Genomic DNA, 20,194 nt, shown 5'->3' on the forward strand with positions numbered 1-20,194 from the left:
AGCCCGCCGTGGCGAACCTCGGCGGGCTTGCGATTTCGATCCGGCGGCGATGGCCTTAGTGGGCGACGCCCTTCCAGATGCGGCGGTAGGCGACATAGGTGATGCCGGCGAACAGCAGCAGATAGATCATCACACCGAACCCGGCCTGTTTGCGCTCGACCATCTTCGGCTCGGACGTCCAAGCGATGAAGGCCGCGACGTCCTTGGCGTACTGATCCACCGTTTGCGGCGAACCGTCGTCATAGGTGACCAGGCCGTCCTTGAGGGGCGGCGGCATGGCGATGAAGCCGCCCGGCGGAACGTGCTTGTGATCGCCGGTCCAGAACGGCGTCAGGTCCCCGGCCATATAGGGATTGTAGTGCTGCCCGTCGCGGATCTGCAGGCCGGCCGGAGCCGCCTTGTAGCCCGACAGCAGCGAGTAGATGTAGTTTGCGCCGTCGTGGCGGGCCTTGGCCATGACCGAAAGGTCGGGCGGGGCTGCGCCGCCGTTGCCCGCCGCAGCCGCCGTGGCGTTCGGATAGGGGGCGCGGAACTTGTCGGCCGGCGTGGCGTCGCGCTGGATCGGCTCGCCGGTCTCGCTGTCGATATCACCGACCTGCACTTCCTTGGCCAGAGCCTTCACGACCGGGTTGTCGTTCGGGTTCGGATACTTCGGATTCCAGAACGGCCCATGACGGTCGCCCAGGTTCCGATAGTGCATCAGGTTCATGCTGTGACAGGCCGAGCAGACCTCGTGATAGACCTTGTAGCCGCGTTGCAGCTGGCCTTGGTCATAGGTGCCGAACGGCCCCTCGAAGCTGAACCCGCCCGAGCGCGGATGAGCGGCGGCGCCCGACGCCATGGCGGGAGCGGCGGCGCTCAGCAGACCCAGCGCAATCGCGGCCGAGGTGATGATCGTCTTGAACGACACGGTCTTCATTCCAATCGTCATGACTTTCAGACCTTGTGCTCGACGGCGCCGGCGCCGGTCAGGACCGGCTCGGAGATCGTCGCCGGGATCGGCAACGGCTGCTCCTTCAACCCGACCAACGGCATGATGATCAGGAAGAAGACGAAGTAGTAGAGGGTGAAGACCCGGGTCAGCCACAGGTAGGAGTTCAGGTCGCCGTCGATCAGGGTGAAGGTCTTGAACGACCCGATCACCGGCGCGTCGGGCAGCTGACCACCGCACCAGCCCAGGCCCACGCCCACCACCAGGAAGATGATGAAGAAGGTCCGCATCGTCGGGCGATAGCGCATCGAGCGCACCTTGGACGTATCCAGCCAGGGCAAGACGAACAGCACGCCGATGGCGCTGAACATCGCCACCACGCCGCCGAACTTGTCCGGGACGGCGCGCAGGATCGCGTAGAAGGGCAGCATATACCACTCGGGCACGATGTGCGCCGGCGTCTGCAGCGGGTTGGCCGGGATGTAGTTGTCGGCGTGGCCCAGCGCGTTCGGCTGATAGAAGACGAAGATGGCGAACAGGATCAGGAACAGGATGATCGCAAAGCCGTCCTTGACCGTGAAATACGGGTGGAACGGCAGCGTGTCCTTCTTCTCGCGATCCTTGGGGATCAGGATGCCGACCGGGTTGTTCTGACCGGCCGAGTGCAGCGCCCAAAGGTGCAGCACGACGCAGCCCAGGATCGCAAACGGCAGCAGATAGTGCAGCGAGAAGAAGCGGTTCAGCGTCGCATTGTCGATCGCCGGGCCGCCGCGCAGCCAGATCAGGATCGGCTCGCCCAGCACCGGGATGGCGCCGATCAGGTTGGTGATGACCTCTGCGCCCCAGAACGACATCTGGCCCCAAGGCAAGACGTAACCCAAGAAGGCGGTGGCGATCATCAGGAAGAAGATCACGCAGCCGATGATCCAGATCATCTCGCGCGGCGCTTTGTATGAGCCGTAGTAGAGGCCGCGCAGCATGTGCAGATAGACGGCGATGAAGAACATCGATGCGCCGTTGGCGTGGACGTAGCGGATCAGCCAGCCGCCGTTCACGTCGCGCATGATGCGCTCGACCGAGGCGAAGGCCAGGTCGACGTTCGGCGTATAGTGCATGGCCAGAACGATGCCGGTGACGATCTGCGTCATCAGGCACAGGGCCAGGATGCCGCCGAAGGTCCACCAGTAGTTCAGGTTCCGCGGCGTCGGCAGGGACATGTAGTCCGCGCCGAAACGGATGATCGGCAGCCGGGTGTCCAGCCACTTCTCGACGCCCGTCTTCGGGACGTAGGTGCTCTCGTGATCGCTCATGATTCCCCCTTGGTCCTCAGCCGATCTTGACGCGGGTGTCGGACAGATAATCGTATTCCGGCACCACCAGGTTCAGAGGCGCCGGCCCCTTACGAATGCGGCCGGAGGCGTCGTAGTGCGAGCCATGGCAGGGGCAGAACCAGCCGCCGTAATCACCCGCGCCGAAGGTCGGCACGCAGCCCAGGTGCGTGCACGAACCGATGACGACCAGATATTTCTCGTGACCGGGCTTGGTGCGCTCGGCGTCGGTCTGGGGCTGTTTCAAGTCCGGGGCGTGATCGTCCGCGATGACCTTCTGCAGCTCGGCCGGGGTGCGGTAGCGCACGAACACCGGCTTGCCCTGCCATTTGATGACGACCTGCTGGCCTTCCTGAACCTTGGTCAGGTCGAACTCGATCGACGCCAGCGCCAGCGTATCGGCCGCCGGATTCATCTGGTTGATCAGCGGCCAGGCGATCATGGCGCCCGCGCCGACCGCTGCGGCGCCCGCCGCGATGTAGATAAAGTCCCGACGATTGGGATCACCGCCCTCAGGGCTGTGACCGTCTTCCGTATGCACGACCGATTCGGCCACGTTTCCACCTCTCGAACGCCGCAGAAGACCCCAAGGGCGTCCCCAGCCACGGCACGAACCAACAAAAGACGCCGGGAATCCCCGACGGCCCGTGACTTGCGCCGGTTTGGACGCAAGCTGCTGACGTTTCTTGCGAAACGCTCGCAAACAGACCGCGACAAACCCCCTCGCCGCGCGTATGTCAGGCCTTAAAATGCGTCTCGCCCTTTTTCAACCGGACATTCCTCAGAACGTCGGAGCCTGCATCCGATTGTCGGCCTGTTTCGGCATCGATCTGCATGTGATCGAGCCGACGGGCTTCCGTTTCGATGACCGCGCCATGAAGCGCGCGGCCCTCGACTACGGCCCGCTGTCGCACATGACCCGCCACGCCGACTGGAAGGCCTTCCAGGCGGATCGTCCGGCCGGGCGGCTGGTGCTGCTTACGACCAAGGGCGCGACGCCCCTGCCCGATTTCGTCTTCCAGCCCGACGACACCCTGCTATTCGGCAAGGAAAGCGCCGGCGCCCCCGACTATGTCCACGCGGCCGCCGACGCGCGCGTCGTCGTGCCGCTGCGACCCGACGCCCGCTCGCTGAACCTGTCGGTCACCGCCGGCATCGCCCTGTGGGAAGGCCTGCGCCAGACGGGCGGGGTCGGTCAGTTCTGAGCCGAAGCGGGCTCCAGCCGCGCCATCGACGGCCGCTCGCCGGCCTTTGACGCCGCGACGGCCTCGACCGTCCGCATGACCCGCAGCAGGTTCTCGCCGGCGATCTTGCGGATGTCGGCCTCGGTCCAGCCCGCCGCCATCAGGGCCGCCAGGATGCGCGGATAGGCGTCCACCCCGCCCATGCCTTCCGGCAGGCTGCCAATGCCGTCGAAATCGGCGCCCAAGCCGACGTGGTCAATGCCCGCCACCTCGCGCACATGCTGAATATGGGCCACGACGTCGGCCAAGGTCGCCTGCGGCGTCGGATTGGCGGCGGTCCAGGCCGTCAGCCCAGCCTCCACCGCGCCGGGATCACCGGGGTTCAGGGTCTTCAGCCGCGCCTCCTCGCCCGCCTTGGCGCCGTTCCAGGCCCGCACCGCCTCGGACACGAAACCGGGCGCCAGGTTGATCATCACGATGCCGCCGTCCTGCGGCATCATCCGCAGCACCCGATCCGGCACGTTGCGCGGATGATCCGTGACCGCCCGCGCCGACGAATGAGAGAAGATCACCGGCGCATCGGACACGCGCATGGCGTCCAGCATCGTCTCTTCGGAGACGTGGCTGAGGTCGACCATCATGCCCAGCCGGTTCATCTCCTTGACCACCGCCTCGCCGAACGGGCTGAGGCCTCCCCATTTCGGCGCGTCCGTCGCGCTGTCGGCCCATGTCGTGGTCTTGGAGTGGGTCAGGGTCATGTAGCGCGCACCGGCCCGGTAGAATTCCCGCAGCAGCGCCAGGGAATCGTCGATCGAATAGCCGCCCTCCATCCCGATCAGGCTGGCGATCCGACCCGACTTGAACACCGCGTCCACCTCGTCCGCCGTGGTCGCCAGGCCGAAGGTGTCGGGATGGGCGGCGATGATGCGCTTGGCCGTGTCGATCTGCTCAAAGGTTTCCTCGACCGCCTCCAGCGGCGTCAGGCTGGCGGACACATAGACGGACCAGAACTGCCCTCCGACGCCGCCGGCCCGCAGGCGCGCGATGTCGGTATGCAATTTGGTCGAGGCCGCCAGATTCTTCGTCAGATCAACGGCGTAAACGTCGTTTCCGTATTGCTGTCGCAACGCCCACGGCAGGTCGTTGTGCCCGTCGATCAGGGGCGTGGTCTTCAAGATCTCCATCACTCGCGCCTCGTCGGCGTCCTGGGCCTGGACCGCCCCTCCCAGCGCGAGCGAGGCGACGGCGACGGAGACGAGACGACGGATCATGGGCGGGCTTTCTGATAATGGCAGACAGCCATTAGCGCCCGCGATTCTGCTTATGACAACCTGTCCGGATGACGCCGCCGCCGCGACGTGGTTCAAGCGCGCCATGAGCGACGCCGTCTTCTCCGATCCGCTCGACCTGAAGAAGGTCGAGACCCGCGCCTGGTTCGAACATCTGCGCGACCGCATCCATGCCGCCTTCGAAGCGCTTGAGGACGCCGCCCCCGCCGACCTGTTCCCCGGCGAGCCCGGTCGCTTCGTCCGCACCGCATGGGAACGGCCCGAGGGCGGCGGAGGCGTCATGGGCATGATGCACGGTCGCCTGTTCGAAAAGGTCGGGGTCCATGTCTCTACCGTCCACGGTGCCTTTCCCGCCGACTACGCCAAGAATGTGCCCGGCGCCGACGTCGATCCGCGCTTCTTCGCGACAGGGATCAGCTTGATCTGCCACCCCGTCAGCCCGCGCATTCCGGCCGTCCACATGAACACCCGCTTCATCGCCACGACCAAGAGCTGGTTCGGCGGCGGCGGCGATCTGACGCCTGTGCTAATGGCGGATCGTCGTCAGGATCACCCCGACACCGTGGCCTTCCACGCCGCCATGCAGTCCGCCTGCGACGCCCACGACCCGACCTGGCACGCCAAATACAAGGCCTGGTGCGACGAGTATTTCTATCTGCCCCACCGCAAGGAGCCGCGCGGCACCGGCGGCGTCTTCTATGACCATCACGACAGCGGCGACTATGACCGCGACTTCGCCTTCACCCGCGACATCGGCCTGGCCTTCATGGACGTCTATCCTCGCATCGTCGCCGGCCGCATGGCCGAGCCCTGGACGGCCGAGGAGCGCGAGGAACAGCTGATCCGCCGGGGCCGCTACGTCGAGTTCAACCTGCTCTACGACCGCGGCACCATGTTCGGGCTGAAGACGGGCGGGAACGTCGACTCAATCCTGTCGTCCATGCCGCCGGTGGTGAAGTGGCCCTAAAATAGATCCGCTCATCCCCGCGAAGGCGGGGACCCAGTGTTGTCGTTCGCACAGTTGTGTGGATGACAGCCCCGAACCCACCCGAACATTGATCGCCCAAAGGACTGGGTCCCCGCTTTTGCGGGGATGAGCGGATTGGGGGAAATTACCCCATCGCCTCAACGAACACGTCGCCGGCCCGGCTGCGATAGCGTTCGCGGTGTCGTAACAGGCGGAACGGCCGCTCCGGCAGGGTGAAGGGCGCCGTCACCAGCCGCCCGGCGGCCACCGACGCATAGGCCACGCTTTCCGACAGGGCCGTGGCTCCCGCCCCCGCCTCGGCCGCCGCCAGCACGGCTTCGTTCGACGGCAGGGTCATCGACACCGACAAGGTCGTGGGATCGACCCCCATGTCCCGCACCGCCGCCTCCAGCGTCGACCGCGTCCCTGATCCGACCTCCCGCAACACCCACGGCTGGCCCGACAAATCCTTCGCGTCCAGCCGACGTCGCGTCGCCCACGGATGGTCTGGCGTCACCAGCACGGCCAGCCGATCCGACCCCACCTGAACCTGCGACAGGGCCGGTTCGTCCACGGCCCCCTCGACCAGGCCGATCTCGGCAGCGCCGCTCAACACGGCCTGCGCCGCCTCGCGCGTGTTTCCGATTTCGACGGCGAGTTCGACGCCGGGATAGGCCCTGTGGAAATCCACCAGCCGGCGCGGCAGCCAGTAGCTGGCGATGGTCTGGCTCGCGAATACCGCCAGACGCCCGCGCCGCAGGGCGCTCATGTCCGCCAGCGCCGCCTCGGCCGCCGCCGCTCTCGCCAGCACCGCCTTGGCTTCAGGCAGGAAGGCGCGGCCGGTCTCGTTCAGCACCACGCCACGCCCGACCCGATCGAACAGCCGCACGTCATGCTCGGCCTCCAGAGCGGCGATGGCGTTCGACACGGCCGACTGCGTCAGGTTCAGCGCTCGTGCCGCCGCCGTCACGTGATCACGCTCGGCGACGGCGACGAAGATGCGCAGACGTTCCAAGGTCACGATTGATCTCCAGATCGGATCAAAACGACCATAACTATCCGTTGGACCGCCGTCGAGGGCCGGCGCATCACGCTTGACGATGAAGTCCGCCGCCCTGCCCGTCCCGCTTCACGCGCCCATGCTGACGTCGGCGACGGCGTTTGCGCGCAAAATCCGGCCCGGCGTCCTGCTGTGCCTGCTGGTCACGCTGGCGGCCATCGGCCTGACCAGCATCGAGCGCGACGTGATCGGCCATGTCTGGCTGGAGCCGCTGGTGCTGGCCATCCTGCTGGGCGCAGCCGTCCGCACCGCCTGGACGCCTGATTCGCGGTTTAAGGCCGGGATCGACTTCTCGGCCAAGACCTTGCTGGAGGTCGCGGTTGTTCTGCTCGGCGCCTCGGTCAGCGCCGCCACCCTGTCGTCGCTGGGCCTCGGCTTCGTCCTGGGCATCTTCGCCCTGGTCGCGCTCGCCATCGTCGTCGGTTTCGGCGTCGGTAGCGCCCTGGGTCTGAACCCGCGCATGGCCCTGCTGGTCGCCTGCGGCAACGCCATCTGCGGCAACTCCGCCATCGCCGCCGTCGCCCCCGTCATCGACGCCGACGGGAAAGAGGTCGCCGCCTCCATCGCCTTCACCGCGGTGCTGGGCGTGATCGTGGTCCTGGCCCTGCCCCTGCTGGGCGGCCTGATCCATCTGAATGGCCTGCAATACGGCGCCCTGGCCGGTCTGACCGTCTATGCGGTGCCGCAGGTTCTGGCCGCCGCCGCGCCCTTTGGCGCGGTCGCCACGCAAACCGGCACGGTGGTCAAGCTGGTGCGGGTGCTGATGCTCGGCCCTGTCATCCTCGCCCTGTCGCTGATCTTCCGCGAGCGCGCGCCCGGCGCTGCAAAGCCCGGCCTGTCGCGCCTGCTGCCCTGGTTCATCATCGGCTTTCTTGTCATGATCGGCCTGCGCTCGTTTGACCTGATCCCGCAGGCCGCGCTGGCGCCCATGGCCGCCGCCTCGGGCCTGCTGACCGTCGTCGCCATGGCCGCCCTGGGTCTCCAGACCGACATCCGCGCCGTCGCCCGCGCCGGCGGCCGCGTCGTCGCCGCCGTCATCCTGTCGCTGGGCGCCCTGGTCGTGCTGGCGCTGGCGCTAATCAGGCTGCTGGGCCTTTAAATCCCGCTGCCGTAATCCTCGACCGGCGGCGGCGTCAGCAGCAGGAAGGCGCGGATCCAGGCCGTCAGCACCGCCCGGTCGTTGGGCCGCTTCAGACTGTCGATCGCCTGATCCGCCACATCATGCGGGATGCGCGCCCCACGCCGCCCCTCTATCAGCGCCGCCGCATAGTCCGGCTGGAACTCCGGGTGACACTGAAACGAGATCGCATCGTCGCCCCAGGCCAGGCCGGCGTAGGGCGTAAACCCGCTGGACGCGATCACCCGCGCATCGTCCGAAACGGAGACGACCTGATCCTGGTGCGACACGGGAATGGCGATCGTCCGTGCGCGCGGATGCATCCACGGCGCATCCTCACGCACGTCATAGCGGTGCAGCCCCACGCCCCAGCCCTTGTGCGACTTCTCCACCACACCGCCGAACGCATGGGCCAGCGCCTGATGCCCGAAACAGATGCCGACCAGCCGCGTCCGCCCCCGCGCCCTCCTCAGCCAATCGATCAGCTGCGGGATCCACGGCAGGTCGTCATAGACCCCCGCCGCCGACCCTGTGACGATGGCCCCCTGAAACGCGGAGGGATCGCCCGGCAGTTGCCCCGACTGCACGTCGAACCGCGTCGTCGGCACGCCCTCGCCCAGCAGGGCCCGAAACCGTGCCGGATAGTCGTCGAAATCGTCCTTCAGATGCTCCGGCGGGTGTCCGGTTTCCAGAATGGCGATGCGCGTCATGCCACCAACCTAGTGACTGCGGTCAGAAGGTCCAGACCTCGGCCCGTCCGCCCGCTTCGCCCAGCGCCCCCGCGACCCAGCCGCAGATCTCGGCCGCGGCCGCTTCCGCGCCCGCCGGCGGATTGACCACCACCATGGCGCAGCCGTTCATCTTCATCGGATTGGTCAGCGGCCTCAGCCGCGCCTCGGCGACCAGGGTCGGCCCCGCCTTGCCCTGCAGCCGCCGGATAAAGCCGTCGAAGGTCTCCAGATCCTTCAGCGGCGTCCAGATCGCCACCGTCGCCGTCGGATCGCGCTTCACCACCGAAATCGCGGTCTCGGCCGAGCAGATATAGTCGTCGGGCTTTTCGAAAGGCGGGTCGATCAGCACCAGCGGCCCGCGCACCTTCGCGGCCTCAGCCGCCACCGCCACATAGCCGTCGCCCTCGCGCGCCTCGGCGTTCGTACGTCCCGCCAGCGCCTCGGCCAGCATGGCCCGCACTGGCGGGTTCAGCTCGAACCCGACATAGCGACCACCGGGCGTCAGCGCGTCCGCGATCAGCAACGGCGACCCCGGATAGAACCGCGACCCGCCCTCAGGATTCAGCGCCGCGACCTCGGCCGCCAGCGCGTCCATCAGCGGCGTCCGCCCCTCGGCGGACATCAGCCGCGCCACGCCGGCCTCGGCCTCCTTGGACCGCGCGCCGTCGCCCGACAGATCGTACAGCCCCGCCCCCGCATGGGTGTCGAAGACCGTCAGCGGCCCCGCGGCCTGCCGCGCCTTCACCAGCCACAGCACCAGGGCGTGCTTGACCAGGTCGGCGAAGTTTCCGGCGTGAAAGCTGTGGCGATAGTTCATGCCGCCTCGTCTCGCGCCCGGACCGCGCGGTCAAGCGGAACTCGCGCGCCAGACACGGCGTTCGGCCCAAGTCCTTGTACGGAAAGATGCGATGGCCGCCAAAACCACCCTCACCGACGCGCAACGCAAGCCGCCCAAGGGCGTCGCGACCCAGGCCAAGCGCGGTCTCGACCTGCGCGACAAGCACGACCGGGGCGGCACCGAGGTCGGCGTACGCCGCGCCCATCAGTTGGCGGATCAGAACCCCGTCTCGGACGAGGACATCAAGGACATCTACAGCTATTTCGCCCGCCACACCGTCGACAAGGACGGCAAGGGCTGGGGCAGCCGCACCGATCCTTCGGCCGGCTATATTGCCTGGCTGCTGTGGGGCGGCGATCCGGCCGAGCGCTGGATCAAGCGGCTGCACGACCGCCTCGAAAAGGCGAACGGGTGATGGCCGACGGATCGTACGCCTTCGACATCGCCGCCGAAGTCCCCGAAGGCCTCAGCTATTGCAGCGACGAGTTCGCGGGACTGACCCGGCGCCGCGCCGGCAAGGGCTGGTCCTATCGCGACGCCAAGGGCAAGACCGTCACGGACGCCAAGACCCTGGACCGCATCCGCGCCCTGGCCATTCCGCCCGCCTGGACCGACGTCTGGATCTGTCCCAAGGCCAACGGCCACATCCAGGCCACCGGCCGAGACGTGAAAGGGCGCAAACAATATCGCTATCACAATGACTGGAGTACGGCCCGCTCCGAGAACAAGTTCGACAAGCTGCCCGCCTTCTCGCGCAATCTGCCGAAACTGCGCGACAAGGTCGAACATGACTTGGCCCTTCGCGGCGTCTGTCGTGACAAGGTGCTGGCCACCGCCGTGCGCCTGCTGGAGATTACCCTGATCCGGGTCGGCAACTCCATCTACGCCAAACAGAACCGCAGCTACGGCCTGACGACCCTGCACAAACGTCACATCGATGTGGATGGCGCGGCCCTGACGTTCGAATTTCGCGGCAAGAGCGGCAAGGATCACAGCGTCAGCGTCAAGGACCGGCGCCTCGCCAAGGTGGTGCGACAGCTGGAAGGCCTGCCCGGCCAGCAGCTGTTCAAATACCGCGCGGCCGACGGGACGCTGTGCCCGGTCGATTCCGACGACGTGAACGCCTACATCCGCGAGGCGATGGGCGAGCAATTCTCGGCCAAGGACTTCCGCACCTGGGCCGGCACCGTCTCGGCGGCGCGGGCGCTGCGCGACACCGAGGCTCCGACCTCCCCCACCGACGCCAAACGCAAAATCACCGTCTGCGTCAAGGCCGTCGCCGGCCTCTTGGGCAACACCCCCACCGTCTGCCGCGCCTCGTACGTTCACCCCAAGGTCTTCGCCCTTTTCGAAAGCGGTGAAATCGGCAAGGCCTTGCCGGGCTCGGAGACCAAGGGGTTCGAAAAAGCGCTGATCAAACAGCTGCTCGCTGTCTGATCAGCGTTACGCGTCTCTCAGGCGGCCTTGTCCCAGTCCAGCACGACCTTGCCCGACTGGCCCGACTTCATGGCTTCGAAGCCTTCGCGATAGTCGGCGTAGCCCAGGCGGTGGGTGATCAGCGGGCTCAGATCAAGCCCGGCCTTCAGCAGGCCCAGCATCTTGCGCCAGGTGGTGAACATCTCGCGCCCATAGACGCCCTTGATGGTCAGGGCCTTCAGGATGATCGCGCCCCAGTCGGTTTCCATCGGCTTGCCGGGAATGCCCAGCAGCGCCATGCCGCCGCCCATGATCAGGGTGTCGATGCACTGTTTGAAGGCGATGGGCGAACCCGACATCTCCAGCGCCACGTCGAAGCCGACTTTCAGGCCCAGTTCCTTCATGACATCGTGAATGTCTTCCTTGGTCGTATTCACGGTGCGAACGCCCGGCGCGACCTTCTGCGCCAGCTCCAGCCGGAAGTCGTTGATGTCGGTCAGGACAACGGTGCGCGCGCCCGCGTGACGGGCGACAGCGGCGGCCATCATGCCGATCGGGCCGGCGCCAGTGACCAGCACGTCCTCGCCCAGCAGGTCGAACTGTTGCGCCGTGTGCACCGCATTGCCGAACGGATCCAGGATCGAGCCGATCTCATAGGGCACGTCGTCCGGCAGTTCGATGACGTTGAAGGCCGGCGCCACGACGAACTCGGCGAAGGCGCCCTGACGGTTGACGCCAATGCCGCGCGTCTTGGGGTCCAGGTGAAAATGTCCGGCGCGGGCGGCTTCCGAGTTCAGGTCGATGACGTGACCCTCGGCCGAGACGCGCTGGCCGATCCTCAGCGGACGATCCACATCCTTGCCGATGGCGACGATCTCGCCGGCGAACTCGTGGCCGGTGATCATCGGGGTCGGAACGTTCTTCTGGGACCACTCGTCCCAGTTCCAGATGTGGATGTCGGTGCCGCAGACGGCGGTGCGATGCACGCGGATCAGCACGTCCTCCGGTCCCGCCTTGGGGATCGGCGCGTCGATCAGGTCCAGGCCGACGCCAGGCGCGGTCTTGGCCAGGGCCTTCATCGTGTCGGTCATAGTCTCAACTCCCTGAAATCACGGCTCCGGGTTCATCCCGAAACCCGCGGCTGAGGCCCCACGCCTCCTCGCCGCTTGGTCTTCGTCGATGGCGGGCGAAAGGGGCTAAATGACGCCCAGTTCTCGTCCCGCCTGAGTGAACACTTCGACCGTCCGGTCGATCTGATCGAAAGTATGCGCCGCCGACATCTGTGTGCGGATTCGCGCCTGGCCGCGCGGCACCACGGGGAACGAGAACCCGATCACATAGACGCCCAGCTCCAGCGCACGGGCCGCGAAATCCTGCGCCAGTTTGGCGTCGCCCAGCATGACCGGGATGATCGGATGTTCGCCGTCCAGCAGGGTAAAGCCTGCGTCCGACATGGCCCCGCGATAGCGATGGGCGTTGGCCGACAGGCGGGTGCGCAATGCATCGCCTTCCGACCCTTGGGCGATGCGGATCGCCTCCAGGCTGGACCCGCACACAGCCGGCGCCAGGGCGTTGGAGAACAGATAGGGCCGCGCCCGCTGTTTCAGCAGTTCGACCACCGACTTCTTCGCGCAGATGAAACCGCCCATGGCGCCGCCCAGGGCCTTGCCGAAGGTGCCGGTGACGAAATCCACCTCGACACCGTGATGTGCGAACGAGCCCTTGCCTTGCGGGCCCAAAAAGCCCGTCGCGTGGCAGTCGTCCACCATGATCAGGGCGTCGTATTTGTCGGCCAGCGCCCGGATCTCGTCCAGCTTGGCGATATAGCCGTCCATCGAGAAGGCGCCGTCGGTGGCGATGATGATGTCGCGGGCGCCGGCCGCGCGAGCCTCCTTCAGACGGCTCTCCAGCTCGTCCATGTCGGAGTTGGCGAAGCGATAGCGTTTGGCCTTGCACAGCCGAACCCCGTCGATGATAGAGGCGTGATTCAGGCTGTCGGAGACGATGGCGTCGTTCTCGCCCAGCAGCGGCTCGAACAGACCGCCGTTGGCGTCGAAGGCGGCGGCGAACAGGATGGCGTCCTCGAAACCGAGATAGGCGGCGATGGCCGCTTCCAGCTCCTTGTGGATCTCCAGCGTGCCGCAGATGAAGCGTACGGACGCGGTGCCCGCGCCCCACTTCGCTTGCGCCGCCATCCCGGCCTGGGTCACGCGCTCGTCGCCGGCAAGGCCCAGATAGTTGTTGGCGCAGAAGTTCAGCACGTCGCGTCCGGCGACCTGGATCACAGGCCCCTGGCGCGAGGCGATGATGCGTTCGGGCTTGGTCAGGCCCTGGGCGTCGATCTCGGACAGTTCGCCGGCGACGCGGTCGTAGAAGCTTTGGGTCATGGGCCGCGACCTACGCCGATTTTCGATCGGTTTCCACCCGCCTCAGGTCGCTGGCGCCGGGTTGGCCTCGGCCCGGATCGGACTGACGCGAATGCGGCCGCCGCAGGGGCTGAACGAGAACGGCAGGCTGACGGCGGCGGTATCGCTGGGCGCCGTGACCTTTATCGTGGCCGCGTCGGGACAGGTCTTTTGCATGGCTTCGTTAGGCACGACGCTCCAGGCCATTTCGAAATAGGCCTTGGCCCGGGGCGCCAGTTGGACAGGCGTCGGGACCTGGCCTTGGCGGAAATAGCTTCCGGGACTCTGTTCGGCGCGAATGGACGAAAGGGTGCGCCCCCGCGCGTCCTGCAAGGTCACCGTCGGATAGCCGGTCAGGCTGCACGCCTGGGTTCCGATATTTTGAAGACTGAAGTTGCTGACCCGATTTCCGGCGCCCGCATCCCCTTCGCCCGCCGCCAGCGTCAGTTGCGGCCCCTTGCAGGGCAGTGCAGCGGGCAAGACCCCGCCGGTCGCCTCGGTCGGCGTCTGACTCGGCGTCGGCAGCGGTCCGGGCGTCGTATCAGCCCCGGGGATCGGCCGCGAGCAGCGCTCCAGCACCGCGACACCGGTGGTGCCGTCCGGACCCAGGCGGCTCAGCGTGCCGCTCTCCTGCCCGTCGCGCGTCGCCGTCCACCATTCCACCCCGCCGCCGACATAGCGCGCCCCGCTGGCGGCCTGCACCGAACGCAAGGCATAGGTCTGGTTCTGATGGGTTAGCCTGGCGTTGTCGCTGTCGACATACTGGACCTGAAGCGTCGCGCCGCTTTCGCAGGCATAGCCGACCGAGGGCGCGTCGGATGCAGGCGCGGCCGCTGGCTCGACCGGCGCGGCGGGCTGTTCGGGTTCGGTGCGCGAGCAGGCTGCGGCGCCGGTCAGGGCGGCGATTGCGACGAAGGCGGTCAGGCGGTGCGACATCATGTCATGTCCTCTGGTTTCGCCTTCAACGGCCCAACCTGAACAAAGGCTCCGCTTAATGCCCTGCTTTTGGCGTCTCCATCAGCTCGATCAACACGCCGCCCATGTCGCGTGGATGCAGGAAGACGACCGGCGTCCCGTGCGCCCCGATGCGCGGTTCGCCCGTGCCCAGGATCGTCACGCCCTTGGCGCGCATCTCGGCGACGGCGGCGTGGATGTCCGCGACCTCGAAACAGACGTGGTGCTGGCCGCCCTTCGGGTTCTTGGCCAGGAAGCCGACGATGGGGCTGGTGTCGTCATAGGGTTCGATCAGCTCGATCTGGGCCGTCGGCGTATCGACGAAACAGACCTTCACGCCTTGCGCCGGCAGGTCGAACGGCTCGCCGATCTTCGTAGCGCCCAGGATATCGCGATACAGTTTGATCGACTCGGCGATGGAGGGCGTGGCGACGCCGACGTGGTTCAGGGCGCCGATCATGACTTGTCCTTGTCGGGGGCGGGCTGGGCGTAACCCAGACGCTGGTTCAGCTTCTCGATCAGGTCGACCGCCGTATCGGCGATGGCCGAACCGGGCGGATAGACGGCGGCCGCGCCCATATCGAGCAGAGGCTGAACGTCGGACGGCGGGATCACCCCGCCGACCACGATCATGATGTCGGGCCGGCCCAGTTTCTCCAGCTCGGCCTTCAGCTCCGGCACCAGCGTCAGGTGCCCGGCCGCCAGCGACGATGCGCCGACCGCGTGAACGCCCTTCTCGACCGCTTCCTGGGCCGCCTCGGACGGCGTCTGGAACAGGCTGCCGGCCGTGACGTCGAAGCCCAGATCGCCGTATCCGGTCGCGACCACCTTCTGGCCTCGGTCGTGCCCGTCCTGGCCCAGCTTGGCGATCAGGATGCGCGGCGGTCCGCCGTCGTTCTCGACGAAGGTCGCGACCATCTCGCGGGCGCGGGCGAAGCGGGCGTCGGTCCCCGCCTCCTTGGCGTATACGCCCGACACGGTCTGGACCGTCGCGACGTGGCGGCCGAAGGCGGCCTCCAGCGCGTCGGAGATTTCGCCCACCGTCGCCTTGGCGCGGGCCGCCTGAACCGCCAGTTCCAGCAGGTTGGCGTTCCTGCGCGCGCCCTCGGTCAGGGCGTTCAGCGCCGCATCGGTCGCCGCCTGATCTCGCTCAGCGCGCAGGCGCTTCAGCTTGTCGATCTGGGCCGCCAGCACCGCCGCATTGTCGACCTTCAGCATCGGAATGTCGTCGACGACAGGGTTCAGATATTTGTTCACCCCCACTACCGTCTGCTGGCCGGTGTCGATCCGGGCCTGGGTCTTGGCGGCGGACTCCTCGATCCGCAGCTTGGGGATGCCGGCTTCGATCGCCTTGGCCATGCCGCCCAGGGCCTCGACCTCGGCCATGTGGGCCCTCGCCCGTTCGGCCAGTTCGTGCGTCAGCCGTTCGACATAGAAGCTGCCGCCCCAGGGATCGATGACCCGCGTCAGACCCGTCTCCTGCTGCAACAGGATCTGGGTGTTGCGCGCGATCCGGGCCGAGAAGTCGGTAGGCAGGGCCAAGGCCTCGTCCAGCGCATTGGTGTGCAGGCTTTGCGTCTGGCCGCCCGCCGCCGCCATGGCCTCGACCATGGTGCGCGGCACATTGTTGAACACGTCCTGCGCGGCCAGCGACCAGCCCGACGTCTGGCAGTGGGCGCGCAGCGACAGCGACTTGGGATCGGCCCCGCTCTCTTTCCTGACCGCCTCGGCCCACAGGAGGCGGCCGGCGCGCATCTTGGCCACTTCCATGAAATAGTTCATGCCGATGGCCCAGAAGAAGCTCAGGCGCGGCGCGAACCGGTCGATCGGCATGCCCGCCGCGACGCCAGCGCGCAGATACTCGATCCCGTCCGCCAGGGTGTAGGCCAGCTCGATATCCGCCGAGGCCCCCGCCTCCTGCATGTGATAGCCGCTGATCGAGATCGAGTTGAACTTCGGCGTCTCCTGCGCCGTCCAGGCGAAGATGTCGGCGATGATCCGCATCGAGGGTTCGGGCGGATAGATGTAGGTGTTGCGGACCATGAACTCCTTCAGAATGTCGTTCTGAATGGTCCCGGTCAGCTTGGCGTGCGGCACGCCCTGTTCCTCGGCCGCGACGACATAGAGGGCCAGGATCGGCAGCACCGCCCCGTTCATCGTCATCGAGACCGACATCTGATCCAGCGGGATCCCGTCGAACAGGGTGCGCATGTCATAGATGCTGTCGATGGCGACGCCCGCCATGCCGACGTCGCCCTTCACCCGCGGGTGGTCGCTGTCATAGCCCCGGTGCGTCGCCAGATCGAAGGCGATGCTCAGTCCCTTCTGCCCGGCCGCCAGGTTGCGTCGATAGAAGGCGTTGGACTCCTCGGCGGTCGAGAAACCGGCGTATTGGCGGATCGTCCAGGGATTGCCCGCATACATGGTCGGATAGGGACCACGCACGAACGGCGCGAACCCCGGCAGGCCGTGCGGGTGATCCAGCGCGTCCGTGCTGTCGGGAGCATAGGCGGTCTCGACCGTCAGCCCCTCGGGCGTCAGCCAAGGATCCCGCGTCGGCCCCTGCCCGGTCGCATCGAGGTTTAGGGCGATCTTGCTGAAATCGGGGAAACTCATTGAGCCGTCTCCTCGAAAGCCGCGGCGAACCGGATCGGAGACAGGGGCTCGCAGACCCGCTCGACAGGCACGGCCGCCTCATCGGCCGCCTCGACCGGCGCCGGCCGCACGTCCGCGTCCACATATTTGGTCACGCCGATGATCTGGGCCGCACCGTTCGTCAGCGCGGCCTCGCGCACGGCGCGAGCGCGCGCGATGCGGGGTTGGATGATCGAGCCCTTCAGGGCCTCGACCAGACCGCCCTCGGCCTCGATCATCTGGAACTCGGCCCAGCCGGCCTCGGCCAGATCGCGCGTCCGGGCGTCCAGATACCAGGAGCCGGCGGCCGGATCATCGACCCGACCCAGATTGGCCTCCTCCATCAGGACTAGCTGAGTGTTCCGCGCCTGACGCCGGGCGAAGGCGTCCGACGTCCCGGAGGCGCGGGTGAAGCCGTCCAGCACCACCACGTCCGCCCCGCCGACCGCGCCGGCGAACCCCGCCGCCGTCAGCCGCAGCAGATTGGGCCAGGGATCGCGCGCCGACAGCATCCGTCGCGACGAGCGCGCTTCGATAACCGCCGGAACATCCACGTCGAACGCCTTCGTCAGGCTGGCCCAGATCAGCCGCATGGCCCGAACCTTGGCCAGGCTGTCAAAATATTCCGCATCGACCGACAGGCCGACGACGGTGCCGCGCAAAGCCGCCTCGACCGACATCCCGGCCTCCACCGCCGCCTTCGCATGCGCCACGACGCTGGACGCCGCAAAGGCCAGCTCCTGCGCCGCCGAACCGCCCGCCTCGTGCGCTACACGCCCGCTGGCCAGAAAGAAGGTCGCGTCCGGATAGGCCCCCGCATGACGCGCCGCCGTATTGGCCGCCAGGCTCAGATGCTCTTCAACCGAACGCGGGGCCCCGCCCGCCTCTGCGAAGGCCGAGACCGGGTCCATATGGAATCTCAGCTTGGCGCGCGGAGACCCCTTGGCGACGACCGCCAGGGCGTTGGCCGCATCCGGCCCGTCGATCCCAGCGTCCAGCGCGACCGGCGCCAACTCAAGCGCCACGCCTTCCAACGCCCGACCCAAGGGCGCGGAATCCGCCAGCACCCGCCCCTTCAGCACCACCGACGCCGCGCCATTCTCCAGATCGGTCAGGACGGCCGCGTTGACCGCCTCGGCATCGTCGCCCTCCACCAGCGTCCGCAGATCCCAGGCCCGGCCTTCAGAGTCGGACGGACGAGGGGCGAAGATCGGCTGCACGCCCGTCGCGCCCGCATACAGCGGCCGCGTCACCAGCTGATCGGCGTCGAGATCCATCAGCGACTCGATGGGTCGATCCTTCAGCGCCTTCTGGGCCGCCTCGCGCCATTCCAGCGGCGTGGGCGCGGGAAAGCCCGTCATCACCCGAACTCCACCAACACGTCGTCCGCCGCCACCGGATCGCCGTCCTTGGCGCCGACGGCCTTCACCACCCCGTCGCGTTCGGCCTTCAAAATGTTCTGCATCTTCATGGCCTCGATGATGGCCACCGTCTCGCCGGTCTTGACCTCCTGGCCGACGACCACCGGAATCGAGACCACCAGACCGGGCATCGGCGACAACACCATTTTGGAGGTGTCCGCCGCGACCTTTTCCGGCAGGCGCGCATACAGTTCGGCGACGTGGGGCCGCAGCACCCGCACCCGCGCCTTGGCCGCACGGTGGCGGATGTCGAAGCCGTCGGCGACGCGCTTGACCTCGGCGGTGAAGGGCTCGCCGTCCAGATCGGCCTTGAACTGGGCCAGACCCGGCCGCCAGTCGATGTCCGACAGTCGGATGTCGCCCCCGCCCGTCAGGGTCAGGATCATCTCCTCGTCCTCGTCATAGGACAGGCCGACGCCGTGCGGCGTCTTGTCGATCATCACGATCCAGTCGGTGCGGTCCGACGGATCGCCGTCCTGTTCGGCGATGACCTCGTGCATGGCCAGGGCCGAGGCGATCAGGATCCGCTCCTGATCCTGAGTCGGCTTCAGGCCGTGGAAGCCGTCAGGGAACTCGTCCTTGATATAGCTGGTCGACAGATTGCCCGACTTGAAGCGGTCCTGATCCATCACCGCGGCCAGGAAGGGCACATTATGGCCCAGGCCCGACAGATGGGTGTCCTCCAGCGCGCGGGCCATGCCCTCGACCGCCGCCTCACGCGTCTCGCCCCAGGCGCACAGTTTGGCGATCATGGGATCGTAGAACATGCTGATCTCGTCGCCCTCGCGGACGCCGGAATCATTTCGGACCACATAGCCGTCCTGCTCGCCCTCCTCCGGCTGCTCGTAGCGAACCAGACGCCCGATCGAGGGCAGGAAGCCGCGATAGGGATCCTCGGCGTAGATGCGGCTTTCGATGGCCCAGCCGTCGATCTTCAGGTCATTCTGTTCGAAAGCCAGTGTCTCGCCCCAGGCCGAGCGGATCATCTGTTCGACCAGATCGACGCCGGTGATCAGCTCCGTCACCGGATGCTCGACCTGCAGCCGGGTGTTCATTTCCAGGAAGTAGAAGCTCTTGTCCTGACCGGCGACGAACTCGACCGTGCCGGCCGAGTCATAGTTCACCGCCTGAGCCAGGGCGACCGCCTGCGCCCCCATGGCGGCGCGGGTGGCCTCGTCCAGCAAGGGGCTCGGCGCCTCCTCGATGACCTTCTGATTGCGGCGCTGGATCGAGCATTCGCGCTCGAACAGGTGGACCACATGGCCGTGCTTGTCGCCCAGCACCTGGATCTCGATGTGGCGCGGATCGACGATGAACTTTTCCAGAAAGACCCGGTCGTCGCCGAAGGCGTTCAGCGCCTCGGCCTTCACCGCCGCAAACCCCTCGGCCATGTCGGCGTCCGAATGGGCCACGCGGATGCCCTTGCCGCCGCCGCCGGCCGAGGCCTTGATCATGACCGGATAGCCGATCTCACGCGCGATCCTGACCGCCTCGTCCGGCGTCTCGATCAACCCCATATGCCCCGGCACGGTCGAAACGCCTGCCTCGGCCGCCAGCTTCTTGGAGCTGATCTTGTCGCCCATGGCCTCGATGGCCTCGGGGTTCGGCCCGATGAAGGCGATCCCTTCGTCTCTCAGCCGCCGCGCGAACCCGGCGTTCTCGCTCAGGAAGCCGAAGCCCGGATGCACGGCCTGCGCCCCCGTTTGGCGCACCGCCTCGACGATCTTGTCGGCCACCAGATAGGACTGCGCCGCCGGCGTCGGCCCGATCAGCACCGCCTCGTCGGCCATCTCGACCGCCAGCGACCCGGCGTCGGCCTCCGAATAGACCTGCACCGTCTGGATGCCCATCTTGCGGCAGGTCTTGATGATCCGAACCGCGATCTCGCCCCGGTTGGCGATGAGGATTTTGGAGAACAT

Annotated in this window: 19 protein-coding genes; 5 read left to right on the forward strand and 14 right to left on the reverse strand. The window is 67.1% G+C overall.

Going from position 1 to position 20,194, the window contains the following annotated elements; all coding sequences use genetic code 11:
* Positions 1–55: 55 nt before the first annotated feature.
* The 3 genes from VH88_RS04105 to petA are packed head-to-tail and all read right to left on the reverse strand — an operon-like array spanning position 56 to position 2,815.
* Positions 56–919 (reverse strand): cytochrome c1, encoded by an 864-nt coding sequence (locus tag VH88_RS04105; RefSeq protein WP_045810113.1) that lies wholly within the window; start codon positions 917–919, stop codon positions 56–58.
* A gap of 17 nt (positions 920–936) precedes the next feature.
* Positions 937–2,241 carry a cytochrome b N-terminal domain-containing protein gene (locus VH88_RS04110; RefSeq protein ID WP_045810114.1) on the reverse strand — a complete coding sequence of 435 codons (1,305 nt, stop codon included), beginning with the start codon at positions 2,239–2,241 and terminating at the stop codon, positions 937–939.
* A 16-nt stretch (positions 2,242–2,257) separates the two neighbouring features.
* Positions 2,258–2,815, reverse strand: a complete 558-nt coding sequence (gene petA, locus VH88_RS04115; RefSeq protein WP_045810115.1) for a ubiquinol-cytochrome c reductase iron-sulfur subunit — start codon at positions 2,813–2,815, stop codon at positions 2,258–2,260.
* Positions 2,816–3,008: 193 nt separating this feature from the next.
* Between petA and VH88_RS04120 the strand changes: the two genes are divergently transcribed.
* Positions 3,009–3,464 carry a tRNA (cytidine(34)-2'-O)-methyltransferase gene (locus VH88_RS04120; protein WP_045810116.1) on the forward strand — a complete coding sequence of 152 codons (456 nt, stop codon included), beginning with the start codon at positions 3,009–3,011 and terminating at the stop codon, positions 3,462–3,464.
* Here VH88_RS04120 and VH88_RS04125 read toward each other — a convergent pair.
* Positions 3,455–4,714, reverse strand: a complete 1,260-nt coding sequence (locus tag VH88_RS04125; protein WP_045810117.1) for a dipeptidase — start codon at positions 4,712–4,714, stop codon at positions 3,455–3,457. The genes VH88_RS04120 and VH88_RS04125 overlap by 10 nt on opposite strands.
* A gap of 103 nt (positions 4,715–4,817) precedes the next feature.
* Between VH88_RS04125 and hemF the strand changes: the two genes are divergently transcribed.
* Positions 4,818–5,699 (forward strand): oxygen-dependent coproporphyrinogen oxidase, encoded by an 882-nt coding sequence (gene hemF / locus VH88_RS04130; RefSeq protein WP_045810156.1) that lies wholly within the window; start codon positions 4,818–4,820, stop codon positions 5,697–5,699.
* A gap of 145 nt (positions 5,700–5,844) precedes the next feature.
* On the opposite strand, the gene VH88_RS04135 is transcribed toward hemF, so the two are convergent.
* The gene (locus tag VH88_RS04135; RefSeq protein ID WP_045810118.1) at positions 5,845–6,720 is read right to left on the reverse strand and encodes a LysR family transcriptional regulator; all 876 of its coding nucleotides are present in this window, start codon (positions 6,718–6,720) and stop codon (positions 5,845–5,847) included.
* 79 nt (positions 6,721–6,799) lie between these two features.
* Here VH88_RS04135 and VH88_RS04140 point away from each other — a divergent pair, with 79 nt between their 5' ends.
* Positions 6,800–7,858: a YeiH family protein gene (locus VH88_RS04140; RefSeq protein ID WP_082064369.1), complete on the forward strand. Its 1,059-nt coding sequence runs from the start codon at positions 6,800–6,802 to the stop codon at positions 7,856–7,858.
* On the opposite strand, the gene VH88_RS04145 is transcribed toward VH88_RS04140, so the two are convergent.
* Together VH88_RS04145 and rlmJ are read right to left on the reverse strand one after the other, a co-directional pair.
* Complete coding sequence (locus VH88_RS04145) at positions 7,855–8,586, reverse strand: type 1 glutamine amidotransferase (protein ID WP_045810119.1); 732 nt, start codon at positions 8,584–8,586, stop codon at positions 7,855–7,857. The two genes, VH88_RS04140 and VH88_RS04145, sit on opposite strands and share 4 nt — an antisense overlap.
* A gap of 22 nt (positions 8,587–8,608) precedes the next feature.
* Positions 8,609–9,424, reverse strand: a complete 816-nt coding sequence (gene rlmJ, locus VH88_RS04150; RefSeq protein WP_045810120.1) for a 23S rRNA (adenine(2030)-N(6))-methyltransferase RlmJ — start codon at positions 9,422–9,424, stop codon at positions 8,609–8,611.
* A 91-nt stretch (positions 9,425–9,515) separates the two neighbouring features.
* On the opposite strand from rlmJ, the gene VH88_RS04155 reads away from it, so the two are divergent.
* Positions 9,516–9,860 carry a hypothetical protein gene (locus VH88_RS04155; protein ID WP_045810121.1) on the forward strand — a complete coding sequence of 115 codons (345 nt, stop codon included), beginning with the start codon at positions 9,516–9,518 and terminating at the stop codon, positions 9,858–9,860.
* On the forward strand, positions 9,860–10,882 hold the full coding sequence (locus tag VH88_RS04160) for a DNA topoisomerase IB (protein ID WP_045810122.1): 1,023 nt from the start codon (positions 9,860–9,862) through the stop codon (positions 10,880–10,882). The genes VH88_RS04155 and VH88_RS04160 overlap by 1 nt, the downstream gene beginning before the upstream one ends.
* Positions 10,883–10,899: 17 nt before the next feature.
* Here the strand turns inward: VH88_RS04160 and tdh are convergent, their stop codons facing one another.
* From tdh to VH88_RS04195, 7 genes are all read right to left on the reverse strand, one after another.
* A complete protein-coding gene (tdh, locus tag VH88_RS04165; protein WP_205196164.1) occupies positions 10,900–11,940 on the reverse strand; it encodes an L-threonine 3-dehydrogenase in 1,041 nt (346 codons plus the stop codon).
* Positions 11,941–12,057: 117 nt separating this feature from the next.
* Positions 12,058–13,248: a glycine C-acetyltransferase gene (locus VH88_RS04170; protein ID WP_045810124.1), complete on the reverse strand. Its 1,191-nt coding sequence runs from the start codon at positions 13,246–13,248 to the stop codon at positions 12,058–12,060.
* Positions 13,249–13,290: 42 nt separating this feature from the next.
* Positions 13,291–14,205 (reverse strand): DUF4232 domain-containing protein, encoded by a 915-nt coding sequence (locus VH88_RS04175; protein ID WP_045810125.1) that lies wholly within the window; start codon positions 14,203–14,205, stop codon positions 13,291–13,293.
* Positions 14,206–14,257: 52 nt separating this feature from the next.
* Positions 14,258–14,680, reverse strand: a complete 423-nt coding sequence (mce, locus tag VH88_RS04180) for a methylmalonyl-CoA epimerase (protein ID WP_045810126.1) — start codon at positions 14,678–14,680, stop codon at positions 14,258–14,260.
* Complete coding sequence (scpA, locus tag VH88_RS04185; RefSeq protein ID WP_045810127.1) at positions 14,677–16,836, reverse strand: methylmalonyl-CoA mutase; 2,160 nt, start codon at positions 16,834–16,836, stop codon at positions 14,677–14,679. The genes mce and scpA overlap by 4 nt, the downstream gene beginning before the upstream one ends.
* Positions 16,833–18,215, reverse strand: a complete 1,383-nt coding sequence (locus VH88_RS04190; RefSeq protein ID WP_045810128.1) for a methylmalonyl-CoA mutase family protein — start codon at positions 18,213–18,215, stop codon at positions 16,833–16,835. Before VH88_RS04190 ends, scpA begins: the two co-directional genes overlap by 4 nt.
* Positions 18,215–20,194 carry an acetyl/propionyl/methylcrotonyl-CoA carboxylase subunit alpha gene (locus VH88_RS04195; RefSeq protein WP_045810129.1) on the reverse strand — a complete coding sequence of 660 codons (1,980 nt, stop codon included), beginning with the start codon at positions 20,192–20,194 and terminating at the stop codon, positions 18,215–18,217. Before VH88_RS04195 ends, VH88_RS04190 begins: the two co-directional genes overlap by 1 nt.

The sequence above is a fragment of the Brevundimonas sp. KM4 genome (genome assembly GCF_000964075.1).
Taxonomy (GTDB): Bacteria; Pseudomonadota; Alphaproteobacteria; order Caulobacterales; family Caulobacteraceae; genus Brevundimonas; species Brevundimonas huaxiensis.